Annotated in this window: 9 protein-coding genes and 2 pseudogenes; 6 read left to right on the top strand and 5 right to left on the bottom strand. The window is 60.2% G+C overall.

The window, feature by feature from the left end; genetic code table 11:
- Positions 1-56: 56 nt before the first annotated feature.
- The 4 genes from ETW24_RS04910 to ETW24_RS04895 all read right to left on the bottom strand — a co-directional run bounded on the left by ETW24_RS04910 (position 57) and on the right by ETW24_RS04895 (position 5,504).
- The gene (locus tag ETW24_RS04910; RefSeq protein WP_129370010.1) at positions 57-899 is read right to left on the bottom strand and encodes a transporter substrate-binding domain-containing protein; all 843 of its coding nucleotides are present in this window, start codon (positions 897-899) and stop codon (positions 57-59) included.
- Between the two features lie 164 nt (positions 900-1,063).
- Positions 1,064-3,520 carry a GcvT family protein gene (locus tag ETW24_RS04905; RefSeq protein WP_129370009.1) on the bottom strand — a complete coding sequence of 819 codons (2,457 nt, stop codon included), beginning with the start codon at positions 3,518-3,520 and terminating at the stop codon, positions 1,064-1,066.
- A gap of 18 nt (positions 3,521-3,538) precedes the next feature.
- Positions 3,539-4,720, bottom strand: coding sequence for a M24 family metallopeptidase (locus tag ETW24_RS04900; protein WP_129370008.1), 1,182 nt, complete (start codon positions 4,718-4,720; stop codon positions 3,539-3,541).
- A gap of 1 nt (position 4,721) precedes the next feature.
- Positions 4,722-5,504: a maleate cis-trans isomerase family protein gene (locus tag ETW24_RS04895; RefSeq protein WP_129370007.1), complete on the bottom strand. Its 783-nt coding sequence runs from the start codon at positions 5,502-5,504 to the stop codon at positions 4,722-4,724.
- Positions 5,505-5,665: 161 nt separating this feature from the next.
- Between ETW24_RS04895 and ETW24_RS04890 the strand changes: the two genes are divergently transcribed.
- The 5 genes and pseudogenes from ETW24_RS04890 (at position 5,666) to ETW24_RS04875 (ending at position 10,562) form a co-directional block, all read left to right on the top strand.
- Positions 5,666-6,403: a GntR family transcriptional regulator gene (locus ETW24_RS04890; RefSeq protein WP_254695697.1), complete on the top strand. Its 738-nt coding sequence runs from the start codon at positions 5,666-5,668 to the stop codon at positions 6,401-6,403.
- Between the two features lie 657 nt (positions 6,404-7,060).
- Positions 7,061-7,210: pseudogene (locus tag ETW24_RS25165) on the top strand (LysR family transcriptional regulator); the annotation flags it as partial.
- A gap of 6 nt (positions 7,211-7,216) precedes the next feature.
- Complete coding sequence (locus tag ETW24_RS04885) at positions 7,217-8,023, top strand: LysR substrate-binding domain-containing protein (RefSeq protein WP_237456952.1); 807 nt, start codon at positions 7,217-7,219, stop codon at positions 8,021-8,023.
- 107 nt (positions 8,024-8,130) lie between these two features.
- Positions 8,131-9,831, top strand: a complete 1,701-nt coding sequence (locus tag ETW24_RS04880; RefSeq protein ID WP_205877356.1) for a hypothetical protein — start codon at positions 8,131-8,133, stop codon at positions 9,829-9,831.
- On the top strand, positions 9,828-10,562 hold the full coding sequence (locus ETW24_RS04875) for a DUF3726 domain-containing protein (protein ID WP_129370003.1): 735 nt from the start codon (positions 9,828-9,830) through the stop codon (positions 10,560-10,562). Before ETW24_RS04880 ends, ETW24_RS04875 begins: the two co-directional genes overlap by 4 nt.
- 467 nt (positions 10,563-11,029) lie before the next feature.
- On the opposite strand, the pseudogene ETW24_RS04870 reads toward ETW24_RS04875, so the two are convergent.
- Positions 11,030-11,890: pseudogene (locus ETW24_RS04870) on the bottom strand (IS91 family transposase); the annotation flags it as partial.
- A 756-nt stretch (positions 11,891-12,646) separates the two neighbouring features.
- Between ETW24_RS04870 and ETW24_RS04865 the strand changes: the two are divergent.
- Positions 12,647-13,138: a hypothetical protein gene (locus ETW24_RS04865; RefSeq protein ID WP_254695685.1), complete on the top strand. Its 492-nt coding sequence runs from the start codon at positions 12,647-12,649 to the stop codon at positions 13,136-13,138.
- Positions 13,139-13,141 lie beyond the last annotated feature (3 nt).

The following is a 13,141-nucleotide window of genomic DNA, read 5'->3' as shown; positions in this document are numbered from 1 at the left end:
TATGGCACGAGGAGATTTGCATGTGGCGGACCTCAGGGATCCGCCGCACATTCGGATCAGCGGTTGGCGCAGGTCCATTCGGTGGTCTTGTCACCGGGCAGGGTGCTTTCGGTGTAGCCGTATTTTGCGACGGTCTGCATCATCTCCTCAGAGCCGATGTATTCCGCCAGCGCGGTGTTGAACTCTGCCAGGAAATCGCTGTCAGCGTCGCGGAAGCCGACGCCGACCCAGTTCAGCGTCCATTCCGGCAGGGCGCTGGGGTCGGTCACGTCGACGGCCTCATCGCTTTCCGCCAGATGCGCCGCTTCGAAATAGGTCATGCCCGCAGCATCTGCGCGGCCTGCCTTAACTGCGGCCAGCATCTCGGTCGGCCCCGGCACCTGCATGATCATCGCGTCGGTCAACCCTTCCTTCTTGGCGGCTTCTACGGTGTTGTAGCCGGAACCTGCAGCCAGTACGGCTTCTGCAGCCAGGATGTCCTGATAGGTCTGGATACCCTTGGGATTGCCGGCCGGAACGATAAAGGCGTCGCCGGACTGGGCAATCGGCTCGGAGAAGGAAATATTCTCGCAGCGGCTGTTGAGGATATAAAGCCCGCCGGTGATCATATCATAGCGGTTGGCCTGCAGCCCCGGGATCAGCCCGCCCCAGTCGGTTACGGTCGCCTCGACGCTTTCGTGGCCCATTTTTTTCAAGATATCGATGGCGATCTCGTTCACAAAGCCCTTGGCGTCGCCATTTTCGTCAGGGTAGCCCCAGATCGGAATGTTGGAGAAGCCGATGCGGAGCGGCTCGCCCGCGGCGATCCTGTCATCAATCGGCCCGGCCAGCGCCGCAATCGAGCTGACCACGGTTGCAACTGCCGCTGCGCCCAAAGTGTTGAGTAGTTTGTAAGTCATGGTTTCCTCCCAGAATTTAACCTGTCTTCGATTTGGAACTCGCGCCTGCTGTTTGGTTGGGGCGGCGTCTCCATTGCCACGGTCCTGAGCTTGAGCCGGTGATGAGAGCGGGACACCGGGGATGTGCATCAGGACCGTGAACTCCTCCTTGGTGCCAGGCGCCCTCAGGCGCTGGACAGCATCCGTTTGCTTTGCGGGTCATAGAACGGTGTCAGGCTGACATCCGCCTCGATGCTTTTGCCCTCGACCAGGACCGTGAATTGGCCGTTCTCCACCGCTGCCTTGCCAATTTCGCCTTCCGGCAGGGTCAGCAGGCACAGGCCGACAGCCGCCCCGACCGTTTGGCCCCAGGCGCCGGCGGTCACGTAGCCCGCAATCTTGCCGTCCCGCAGAACAGGTTCGTTGTGATGCAGCAGCGGTTCCGGGTCGCGCAGCTTGACCGAACATAGGAACGGCCCCTTGTTTTCCGCCTTGCGCGCCAGATAGGCGTCGCGCCCGATGAAGGGGATGGGCTTCTTGACCTTGCAGACAAACTCCATGCCCATCTGATGCGGCGCCTCGGTATAGGCCATGTCGTGGCCCCAGTGGACAAAGCCCTTTTCCAGCCGCAGCGCATTCAGCGCCTCGCCGCCGATTAGGCGGATGCCGAACTGTTCACCGGCCTGCATCAGAACTTCGAACACGTGCTCGGCAAAATCCGGGGTGATGAAAATCTCCCAACCCAATTCGCCGGAATAGGACAGACGCTGCGCAAACACCGGTGCGTGGCCGATGTGGAAATGCCGCAGGCTGTTGAACGGGAACGCCGCGTGCGAGACATCCGCATCGCTGACCGCCTCAAGCAGCGCCCGGCTCTGCGGCCCCATGACGCCCAGCACCCCATATGCGGAGGTCGCATCGCGCAGCCGCACGTCCTCATCCTCGCAGATCAGATCGCGCAGATGCAGATAGTCGCGCCTAGTGTGCGAGATCGAGCTCATCACCATGAAGCTCTCGTCCCCATGACGCGCCACCGTGACGTCGCTTTCAATGCCGCCGCGCTCGTTCAGCATCAGCGTATAGGCAACCCGGCCATTGGCCATCGCCATGTTGTTGGTGCAGACCCGCTGCAGGAAGCTTTCGGCGTCGCGGCCCTCGACCATCAGCTTGCCCAGCATGGTGTAGTCGATCATCGCAACAGCTTCACGCGCAGCCTTCTGCTCCTCTTGCACATGCGGGAACCAGTTCTGGCGGCCAAAGCTGTATTCATACTTCGGCTCCACCCCTTCTGGCGCGAACCAGCCGGGGCGTTCCCAGCCCTGGGCCTCGGTGAAACAGGCGCCGCGGGCCTTCATCGGGTGGTAGAACGGCGTGCGGCGCAGGTTGCGGACGGTATCACGCTGGCGGTTCGGCCAATGCATCGCATAGGTCAGCACCAGCGTTTCCGGGCAGCGTTCCTGCAGATAAGGGTCACGCGCCTGGAACTCCTCGCAGCGCTTGGGGTCCATTTCGCTGAGGTCAATCGGCGGGTGACCGTCGATGATCCATTGCGCAACGGCCCGGCCTGCGCCGGAACCGGACTGGATACCAGTGGAGTTCACCCCGCCCAGCACAAAATAGTTCGAAATGTCCGGCGCCTGCCCCAGAATGAAACGCCCGTCATAGGAATAGCTTTCCGGCCCGTTAAAGAAGGTGCGGATGCCGGTTTCCTGCAACAGCGGCACCCGGCTCATCGCCAGTTCCAGCACCTCCATCACATCTTCCTCGACAAATGGCAGGCTGTCGAACTCGAAGTCCTCGGAAATGCCTTTCATGCCCCAGGGTTTGGCCTGGAAATGGGCAAAGCCGAACAGCAGCTTGCCCGCGTCTTCCTTCCAATAGGTGCCATCGCAATAGGAGCGCAGCACCGGCAGGTCGCTGGGCAGGTTCTCGATGGCCTCGGTCACCAGATAGTAATGCTCGCAGGCGTGCAGCGGCACGCCAACGCCGTTCTGCCGGCCCAGGTCCCGCGCCCACATGCCGCCGCAGTTCACCACGTAATCGGCGCTGATGGTGCCCTGATCGGTGCGAACACCCACCGCCTTATTGCCGCGGGTCAGCACCTCTTCGACCTTGATGTTTTCAAAAACCTTCGCGCCGCGCATCCGCGCGCCCTTGGCCAGGGCCGAGGTCAGATCCACCGGGTTGGCCGATCCGTCGCTGGGCATGTAAATGCCGCCCAGAACACCATCGGGGTTCATCAGCGGCCAGCGCTCCTGAATTTCCGCCGTTTCCAGATAATGCGCCTCGATCCCGTGCAGCTTGGCGAAATCCGCCTTGCGTTTCAGCTCCGCCATCCGTTCGTCATTCACCGCAATAGAGATCGACCCCGACCGCCGGTAGCCTGGATTCTGGCCGGTCTCTGCCTCGATCTCCTGCAGCAGCTCGATGCCGTATTTGGCAAAAGCGGTTGTGGCATGGCTGCCCTGCAACTGCCCGACCAGCCCGGCCGCGTGCCAGGTGGTGCCGCTGGTCAGCTGCTTGCGCTCCAGCAGAACCACATCCGTCAGCCCCTGTTTGGCCAAATGATAGGCAACGGAACAGCCATGAATGCCGCCGCCGATAATGACAACCTGGGCATGGGAGGGAAGGTCTTTTTTCATGTGATCGGATCCCATGTGTTAGGTAATGATTGGCAGCTCGCGCGGCGCGCGGCGGGACAGAAGTTCGGCGCCATCGGCGCGAATGACGATGTTTTCCTCGTGCAGCATCATCTTGCCGCCGCCAAAGGCGAAACCTGGCTCAAGCGTCAGCACCATGCATTCCTCGATTACAGTATTGTCGCCCGCCATCAGCGACGGCCATTCGGTGACCTGCATGCCCAGACCGTGGCCCATGCGCCCGATCTGATGGCCGCTGCAGCCGCCGTCCTCCAGCACCTTGGCCATGACGCCCCACAGGTCCGTGGTGGTGATGCCGGGACGTGCCGCCTGCAATCCGGCCTCGGTCGCGCGCCAGGCCAGGTCATAGGCCTGTTTGGCTGCGTCCGAGGCATGGCCAAAGGCATAGTTGCGGTCGAAATCGCAGCTGTAGCCGCCCCACAGCGAACCGGTGTCCAACAGCAGCATATCGCCGTTCTCAATCACCCGGTCGCTTGACCTGTTGATCACATCCGCAAATCCGCCGGGGCCGGAGCTGCCCACCAGATACGGCACATCATCGGCACCGTGCTGCAGCAGGCTGATCTTGAACTTGGCAAAGGCCTGACGCTCGGTGTCGCCTGCCTGGACCTGGTTCGGCAGATCCTCAAACGCAGAAGACGCGATACTGCAAATACGCGCGATTTTGGAAATTTCAGATGCGGATTTCACCATCCGCAGGCTGCGGACAACATCGGTGCCGTCAGCCAGGCGGATACCGCCCAGGGCTTCCTGCAGTTTCACGAAGTCCACTGCTGGCATCCGCACATGGGTTTCATGCCCCATCGGCACCCCCAGGGTGCCGCCGCTGGGCATCAGTTCCCGCAAGGTGTCCGCCAGCAGCGAGATACCGTCATCCTGCGGCTGCGGCGCCAGCCAGGTGCGGATATCGGAAATCCAGGTCAGCGCCATGCTGGGTGCGCCGATCTCCGGGATCACCGCCACCGGCGCGCCCTTGGCCGGGATCACCACGAACCAGGGCCGCGTCGGGCTGAGCCAGAAAATGGTGTCGAAGCCGGTGAAATAACGCACTTCCGGTTCGGTGGTCAGCAGCAGCGCATCCAGCCCGAGGCCCGCCATGATCTTCTGGGCTGCCGCGGTTCGCTGCTCAAACTCCTGTGTGGTAAACCCGCGCTCCGCAGCGGGGTGCATCTCTGCCGTCATCTCAGTTGTCCATCTTCATTTGGGTGTGAAACAGCATGCCTGCCCCGGCGATGCTGTCTCCGATGCCGGCCAGCCTGGCCAGATGCCAGGCCGTGACCTGATTGCTGGACAGGACCGGCTTGCAAATGGCCTTCTCGGCCTCCGCCAGGATTTCCATGACCCGCAGGCTGGTGCAGGACACAAATACGCCGTCGCAATCCGCACGGCGGCCGATCTCCTTGATCGCCTCCAGAATGCTCTGCGAGGAAATCCGCGCCACTTTGAAATCGTCGCTCTGGTTAAAGCTGCCGACTGCGTTCACCTGGAACCCAGCGGCAGCCAAATTGTCCCGCATGCCTTCAGTCACCTCGACGGCATAAGGGGTAATCAGCGCGATCCGCTTCAGCTTCAGCGCACTCAGCGCCGCCTTGCAGGCGGTCAGCGGATTGGTGGTCTTTGCCGCCGGATGAACGCTGCGCAGGATCGCATCCACCCGCGCCTCGCCGATCATCGTTGCCCCCGACGTGCAGCAATAGCCGATGGCGTCCAGTTCGAACGAAGCAGGCAGCAGCGCCGCCGCCGTAGGCAGGTCCGCCTCCATCTTCCGCAGCGTATCGCCGGAGACTTCCATCTCATTGGGGATCCGCGCGTGATACAGCGCCACCCCGGGCCGCCGCAGAACACCCGACAGCTCATGCTCCAGAGTCTGATCCGATTGCAGAACGATCAGGCCAATCCGGGCCACGCTGCCCAGCCCCCCGTCACTGGTGAATTGCAGTGCTTGAATATCCGGCGCCAAATTCATGGGCCTGCCTCCAAAACCCGCGGGATTTCTGCCCCGCTCCCCCAGCCCCTCCCTTGCAAACCATGGCCACGCCATGCACTCAGGATACAGAGCCCCTGGAGCTGGTATATACCAACAATCTGGTATATACCAAAGAAAATTTGCGGAACTGCTGCATCATGATGAAAAACGATCTGGAACAGAGAAAGAAAACACCAGCTTTTCAGATGGTTATTGATCATCTGAGGGAGCAAATCCGCAGCGGTGCCCTGCCCGTTCACGCGGCTCTACCCTCGGAAAGAGCCATCGCAGAGCAGTTTGGCATCAGCAGAATGACCGCACGCCGCGCGCTGCTTGCGGTTGAAATGGAAGGCCTCGCCTACAGTTCCGGGCGCCGCGGCCGATTCGTGTCGCCGCAGCGGGTGGCTTATGACATCAGCCAAACTGTCAGCCTCTCGGCCCTGCTCGGCCAGGACGGGCCCGGCCTGACGATCAAGGTGGTCTCCCAGCAGATGGCCGCAGCAGATGCGGTCTTGTCCGCAAAGCTGGCCGTGCCCGAAGGAACGGCGCTGTACAAATACACCCGGGTGTTCCTGCTTCAGGACCACCCCGCCTTTGTCGAAGAAGAATACGCCATTGCCAGCCTGTTCCCCGGCCTGTTCGACCACAATCTGCAGCAGTCGACCACGGTGCTGATGGAGCGGGAATACAACGTGCCGCCGCATTCCGGTGACATCACGATCCGGATGCGCGCATTGAATGAACAGGAGGCGGGATTACTAAACTTGCCGACCTACAATGCCGGCATCGAGCTTGAGCAGGTGATTTACAGTAAGGACGGCAAGCCATTCTGCTTCGGCCGCCAGATCTGGCGCGGCGAACTCGCGGAATTCACCGCGCATGCCATCGTCAGGAGGTAGTTTTCAATCTGGAAAGTGCTTCTGATTGGCAGCTCTTTGAGCTGTATGCGTCCCTCACGGCGCGCTTCCATCTAATTGAAGCCTGCGTGCAGATGGTGTTCGCTGCAAGCAGCATGGCAGTCAATGACCGCCTTCGCGGATCTCGGGGAATGTTTCGCGTTTGCGAAGAAAGACCCGCCCCACCCGGCCTGAAAAAATCCTCGCAAGTGCAGCAAGAACTGCGCATTAGCAGCGAAGGGCAGGATTGTCCCGCTCACTGCCAGTCCAAGCCCAACCAGGCGAACGGCCCTTGTTCGGGGATCGGCCATTCACACCTGGCGCGGCGAAAGAGTAGGAAGAGCCCACACCGGACCTGTCAAAATTGTGTGGCACAAGCAAAGTGGAAGATTTTTCTGTGCTGGCATGGAAAGCCGCTTTGCGGTTCAGCGGAGATCTCGACCATTCATGCAACGTGCAGCGGAGTTGAAGTCGTGATACTACACCGTGCAGTGGGCCAGTTCAGGTAGGAATGTTCAGGCCGTGATCGTGGCCTTCCCCTGCAGAAAGACTTAATGAGCCAAACTAATTGACGTCTGTGGTCAACTCCGGCTTTCCGCCCCAGCGACGCAGGCATTTTTTCCCATTCAGTGTTTGGCTGGCAAGTAATAGGTTCCAGGAATGAAGACAAAAATCGCCCGTAACCTGTCTCTCAAACAATTTCGCGCTTTTGTTGCGGTGGCTCGGTGCGGCTCCTTCAGTCGGGCCGCGCAAAATCTGGCGGTGTCGCAGCCGGCACTTACGCTGAGTATTCAGCAGTTTGAGGAAATTATTGGCGTGTCCCTGCTTAAGCGGACCACCCGGTCGGTTGAGCTGACTGCGCAAGGGCAGGAGCTGCTGCCGAAGGCAGAGAAGATTCTGGACGATGTCGAAGCCTCGGTCCTGTCAGTGCGGGCGAGTGCGCAAGATCAGCTTAATCGGGTGCGGGTGGCGGTGCTGCCTTCGGCGGCGGTGCGGATTTTACCGCCAGCGATGCGTGGCTTTGCGGCAGAGATGCCGCAGGCAAAGATCCACTTGCAGGACGACAACGCGCGCGGAGTGGAGGCGCAGGTGCTGGAAGGACGTGCCGATTTCGGGTTGTCGAGCAGCTGGTCTGATGATCCCAGGCTGACCTATCTGCCGTTTCTGCGCGATCAGGTTGGGCTGATCTGCCGCAACACCCAGGAACTTGCGCGCCGCACTGAGCCGCTGACCTGGGATTGCCTCGACGGTCTGCCGTTTGCCGGTATGGCCGAGGATACCGGGGTCAGCCGTCTGACCAAGGCGGGTGAGGGGTTGCCGGCCTCTGTGACCAGCCCCGATTTCACGGTGCTGACGATGGCGGCGCTGGCCGGGCTGATTGAAAGCGGCGAAGCGGTGTCTGCGGTGCCGGCGCTGGCGGCACCGGATTATCTGAACCCGGCATTGGTCTACCGCAGCCTGTCGGCGCCAACTCTGTACAGGGAGCTTCAGCTGGTGGTGGCAAAAGACCGCCCGCTGTCCTCTGTGGCTCAGAGCTTTCTGGAGTATCTGCAGGGCCAGGCACGGCAGATTTCCGCGCGGTTTCCGAACCGGACTGTTGAGGCATCCGTTACCGGGGGGTGATTTATTTGCCCGGCTTATAAGTCTTTCGATTCTTCAAATTTTACTTGGCTCCCCTTCCCGGCCAAAGCTGTTTGCGAACGCGCAGGACTGAAATGGGAGGGCAATACATGCTCACAGCACTTACCGAAAGGATGCGGCCGGAGGCGGAGGTCATGGATCTGCAACGCCTGGGGTCGCTGCATTCTTCGACGCTCAGCTTCATGCGCACTTTGGTGCGACGGATCATGAAGGAAGAATGGGACATCAGCCGCCGGCTGTTTGATCTGGACCCGGAGGGCTACGGCACGGCCATCTATGAAATCCGAACGCCCAATGGGGTTTTCAGCTTTGTGCTGTTTTCCACCGAATTGCCTGATGAGGAGCGCAATGACCGGGTCATTGCAACCAGTTGGGATCTGACCATGGCGCTTTGCGAAGGCCTGGTGGATGATGTTTGGCTGGAGGATCTGCGCCGCAATGTGCCGAAACAGGAAGCAGGCCGAGTTGATGCGCGGGTGTTCAGCCTGTCGCGGGCCAACCGTTCTTCCCGGCTGTTCAGCTATGTTCTGGAAGAGTTGAGCGCAGGCCGCCAGCCCGATGCGCAGCGCATTGCCGAAGTCGGCTATCTTTACCGGACAACGGCGGTTTACGGCAGCGGCAAGCTGGGCATGGCGGACTGGAACAAGGTCCGGGCGAAGTTTCCGGATTTCAACCGCCCGTTTGCACCGGAAATGTTCATTTGCTTCATGCTGCGCCAGTTCAGTCTGGACCAGGTGGATCATGTCGCCAAATCCCGCGCGCCGGATACCGCGGTGTTGCTGGACGGTCGGCTGAAGCGGTTCTTTGGCATCGGCAATTCCACGGGCCTGGGCATGGCGCCATATCTGATCAACCATGGAGAATTGTTCAGCCAATGGGTGGAAATGCGCGAAACTGCGCTGGCGCAAGTCTTGCACAAGGCGGCTCCGACCGCTTGGCGCATCAGTCTGTTCCACGATCTGGTCAGCCGTGCCAAGCAGCACTTCGGCGAAAGCCACACCAGCGACGCCGAGCAGATCGACCGCAACCAGGTACTGATTGCGGAACTAAGTGAGGTGGACAGCTGGCTGGCCGGGACAGGCGATCAGCTGACAACCTGGTCGGAACTGACGGATCACGCCCGCGATGTCTGGAGCCTGGAAACTCAGGAATTGGTTAACTCCATCTGCCTGGAGATCCACCCGGAACTGGTCAATGATCTTGAAGACAGTTTTGCAGCAATTCCCAACCCAGTGATTGATCCGGAGATGAGCACTGTAGCCCTGCGGCAGTTGATCGAAACCCGGTACGGCTGGGCGCTGGAGATCGATTTTTCTGACGCCACTGAGACCGATGCATTCTGGTACCGCTCGGAAGAAAAGCTTGAGCCGCGGCTGGGTTTTGCCGGGGCCGATCCAGGGGTGGAAAAGCAGATGCCGCTGCCGATCGGGCGCCGGGTACGCGAATGCTATGATCTGCTGATACAGGACCTGGCGGAAAGCCCCGACAGCGATGTGGTCCACTTCCTGCTGCGCCGGCCGACGATGAAAAGCATCGTGCGCCGCATTCAAACCATGTCCCGCCACAAATACGCGGAAATCCGGGCCAATCTGGCCAGCCGCGACATCCGCCCGATGGACATGCTGCGGTGTAAGCTGGCGTTCTTCGGCGTCAGTAAATTCGACCCGCGCTCCAAACTGTGGGTGCGCAACACTATGTACCAAGGCGCCCCGGTGATCGAGGACATCGGCCAGACATACGATAGCTGGTTCCTGCCGCTGAAACCCCAAATGGAGGAGGTCCGGGCATGAGAGTTTCCCGCAACGAAATGATCGCGGCGCTGTCACGCGCTTATGAAGGTGCCGGGCATCAGACCGGAGATTATGAGGATGCTGCACAGCTGATCACCTGGTCGCACATGTGCGGGTTGGGCGGGATTGAGCGCATCACGCTGCCGCCCGAAGCCCCCAAAGGCGGCGTGGCGCCTCGGCTGGATTATGAAAACGCAGGGCTCGCAGTTATTGACGCGGGCGGCGCCGAAGTCTGTGAGCACGGCTCCCTCGCGTCTGATCTCGCCTTTGCCAAGGCGCAGGAAACAGGCTTTGCCATTGTGGAACTGGCCAATTGCCGCGACCCCGGCCTGATCCTGCGCAGCTTGTCGCTCGTGGCCCAGAAGGGCGTCTATATCGGAGCCTACTGGAGCGATCAGATTGGCATGCATGGTGCTAGCTTCGAAAGCGGCGCGGTGTTCCCCAACTACTGGCGTGTGGAACAGGCCGGAGCCGGCAAAGAGGCTTCCGCGCTGTTCATAGTTTGCACCACCCAGGCTGCGCTGCTGGCCGATGCCGTTACCAGGCAGGCCGAACATCCAGAACTGCAGCGGTTCGAAGTCACCGCAGCGCAGCTGGCGGCCAATTATGATCAGTCGCTGGAGCGTGGCATCTCTGTGTCTTCAGACCATTGGTCCGCGTTGAATGCAGCTGCTTGGCCGATACTGGTGCTTTCGGATGACAAATCCCGGGCAGGGGCTGGCCCAGCCTAGGTACCGGCTTAAGAGTTTTCTGGTGCCCAGGAGCGATACCAGTGGCGGTTTCATACCCGCCACTGGCACAGGCAGAAACAGCCAAAGCACTTTTCTGCCTGTGCCATTTATCAACATGACCCAGTGTTCAAGAGCAGTCATTGGCGCAGCCGCAGCGAAATGGCGCTCTGTCTAAGGTTTGTGGCTGCTGTTCAGCGTGAGCTGCAGCGGCGACAAATCTGACAAGGAGGAAAGCGCGGGCTGTTTTGGGTCTATGGGGATTGTGGGTTACAGCCGCGGTGTCGAACGTTGAGAGCAAACGGTTGCGTGACGACGAGCGGTGTATGCGAGCCTCATTTCCCGACACGGCTTGATTGGACGGCCTCTCGTCATGAGGCTACAGGCCTGATGCCGCGCATGATTTGGTGAGATGGCCGCACTGACTGGTTCGGTGTCTTTTCGTTGCGAGGCCGATCGGGTTGGGCTGGTCATGCGGCGTCCTCCCATGGTGGTGCCCGGGATTTGGGTGTTTGGCCGCGCAGAAAGGTTTCGATAACGATCATGGCACCGCCGCATTTCGGGCAAGGCTGGTGCGCGGGCTGAACATCGCATTCGGCGCTGGCTGCCTCATCCGGCGTTTGATCGGGCTCTGGCTCTGCATTCAGCAAGCGCCTGATCTTCGCGATCCTGTCGCGACGGATGCCGTTAGCCACAAAGCCCGAGTGCCGGATGCGATGGAAGCCGGAGGGCAGGACGTGGATCAGGAACCGGCGGATGAATTCGGACGTCGGCAATCGCATCACCTTCATGCGGTCTGCGCGCTTGATACGGTAGTCTTTCCATCGGAAGGCAACAGTGCTGGCATCCGCGCGGACGAGCCTATGGTTGGAGATTGCGACCCGGTGCGTATAACGGCTCAGGTAGGCCAGCACCGCTTTCGGCCCGCCGAAGGGTGGCTTGGCATACACCACCCATTCCGTTTTGCGCAGCGGTGAGAGATGGGCGGCGAAGGTATCCGGATCGGCCAGTCCCACCAAATCGCCAAAGAATGCCAACTTCCCGGCCTTGTGCAGTCTGGCCAGCCCTTCAAGGAACAAGCGCCGGAACAGCCGGGACAGGACCTTCACCGGCAGAAAGAACCCTGGGCGGCAACCGATCCAGCGGCCAACATCGCGCGACAGCCCGCCCCCTGGCACGATGACATGCACATGCGGGTGATGCGTCATCGCTGATCCCCAGGTGTGCAGCACCGATGTCATGCCGATCTTCGCACCAAGATGTTTTGGATCGGCAGCGATGGTCAGGAGTGTTTGGGCCGATGCCTTGAACAGCAAGCCATAGACCGCCGCATTCGCCATTGTCTCTCGGACCAATGGCGTTCCAATGGCTCATTCTGGCAGGCAATGTCGGCGATCGGCGCGGGCAAGCCTGCAAAGCGCAGCACAACCGGTGCTTCATCAAGAATTACGGGCTGGGCTTGGGTGAACTTGGGCTGTACGGTCATCTTGCTGCTCGGATCTGCTTCTCTGATCCGAGTCTCCGCGAAGACGACGAAAATCCCGATAGACTTATTTTGTTTTTGTGAGGCTTGTACTCACTAGGTAAGTTGCAATCCCGGGCTGGGCCCCGGAATTGCAACTTACCAGTTCGCGAGGGGGATACCCCCTTCGATCCCCTCCTCGGTCGCAGTCCGGGCTCCGCCCAAACATGCTTCCTGCGGCCAGAAGCCTGCTGGACCCGCCCTGCCGGGGGCCTGGGATGACTTATTGTTTCTCGATAATCTTAAATGGCAGAAGGGTGTTTCGCTTCCGTAGCCTGTTGCCGATCAGCTTGTTTTCTCCAGCCAGTCAACCAATGCGCGCCTAATCATTTCCGGACGGGTTGGGAGATCAGGCTCAAGACGACGTCGGTCATCGATTGCATTTATGAGTTCTCGCGACAATCTGAGCGTTAGCGCTTCTGTGTCTTTCTTGGGAGGGGCCATTCCGATATTACCATTTTGATGCTGACATCATGATGGCATCATCGCACATTGTTCAGGCGAGGCAAGAGCTGGAACCTCTTACCTCGCCCTAACCACACTGATCTCGGCTAAGGAGACCAATATGACTACCATCCCCGTTATCACGCGCCTCGGCGCGGCAAAAGCTCTGTGGCCCGCATCAGCCGCAGATGACAGCCCCACCTTCGTCACCCAAACTTTCGACACGCTGACTAAGGCAGTGGACGAAGCCCCAAATTTGGAGCGTGATCTGTCGCACGCGCTGTCCTGGGATCCCGCGTCCACCGATATCCAAGAGGCCGCAGAAGCCAAATGGCAGGATTGCCTTAAACTCAGCGGCGACATCCTGACCGCACAGATGGTCAGTGCCGAAGATTTGCCAATGCAGCGCATGAGCATGCTGCTGCACTTCCTCATCGAGTCCACGGGGCCGGAAGAGGCTCTCAGATTTCAGCAGCTGTTCCATGAGAACCTGGAGCTGTTCACCGTCGAAGATGGTGATTGCCAGGCCCTGCTGCAGACCGGCACGCGACAGATGAACGCTCTCATCGAACTCTCTGTGGCGGCTGAAGCGCAGAACTTTCTGCCCAACTAGGCC

The sequence above is a fragment of the Leisingera sp. NJS204 genome (genome assembly GCF_004123675.1).
Classification (GTDB): Bacteria; Pseudomonadota; Alphaproteobacteria; order Rhodobacterales; family Rhodobacteraceae; genus Leisingera.
This window is presented reverse-complemented; position numbering and strand designations above follow the sequence as displayed.

Coding starts and splice junctions, on each gene's coding strand:
- ETW24_RS04910 (WP_129370010.1), bottom strand. CDS start 899: ATGACTTACAAACTACTCAACACTTTGGGCGCAGCGGCAGTTGCAACC.
- ETW24_RS04905 (WP_129370009.1), bottom strand. CDS start 3,520: ATGAAAAAAGACCTTCCCTCCCATGCCCAGGTTGTCATTATCGGCGGC.
- ETW24_RS04900 (WP_129370008.1), bottom strand. CDS start 4,720: ATGACGGCAGAGATGCACCCCGCTGCGGAGCGCGGGTTTACCACACAG.
- ETW24_RS04895 (WP_129370007.1), bottom strand. CDS start 5,504: ATGAATTTGGCGCCGGATATTCAAGCACTGCAATTCACCAGTGACGGG.
- ETW24_RS04890 (WP_254695697.1), top strand. CDS start 5,666: ATGAAAAACGATCTGGAACAGAGAAAGAAAACACCAGCTTTTCAGATG.
- ETW24_RS04880 (WP_205877356.1), top strand. CDS start 8,131: ATGCTCACAGCACTTACCGAAAGGATGCGGCCGGAGGCGGAGGTCATG.
- ETW24_RS04875 (WP_129370003.1), top strand. CDS start 9,828: ATGAGAGTTTCCCGCAACGAAATGATCGCGGCGCTGTCACGCGCTTAT.
- ETW24_RS04865 (WP_254695685.1), top strand. CDS start 12,647: ATGACTACCATCCCCGTTATCACGCGCCTCGGCGCGGCAAAAGCTCTG.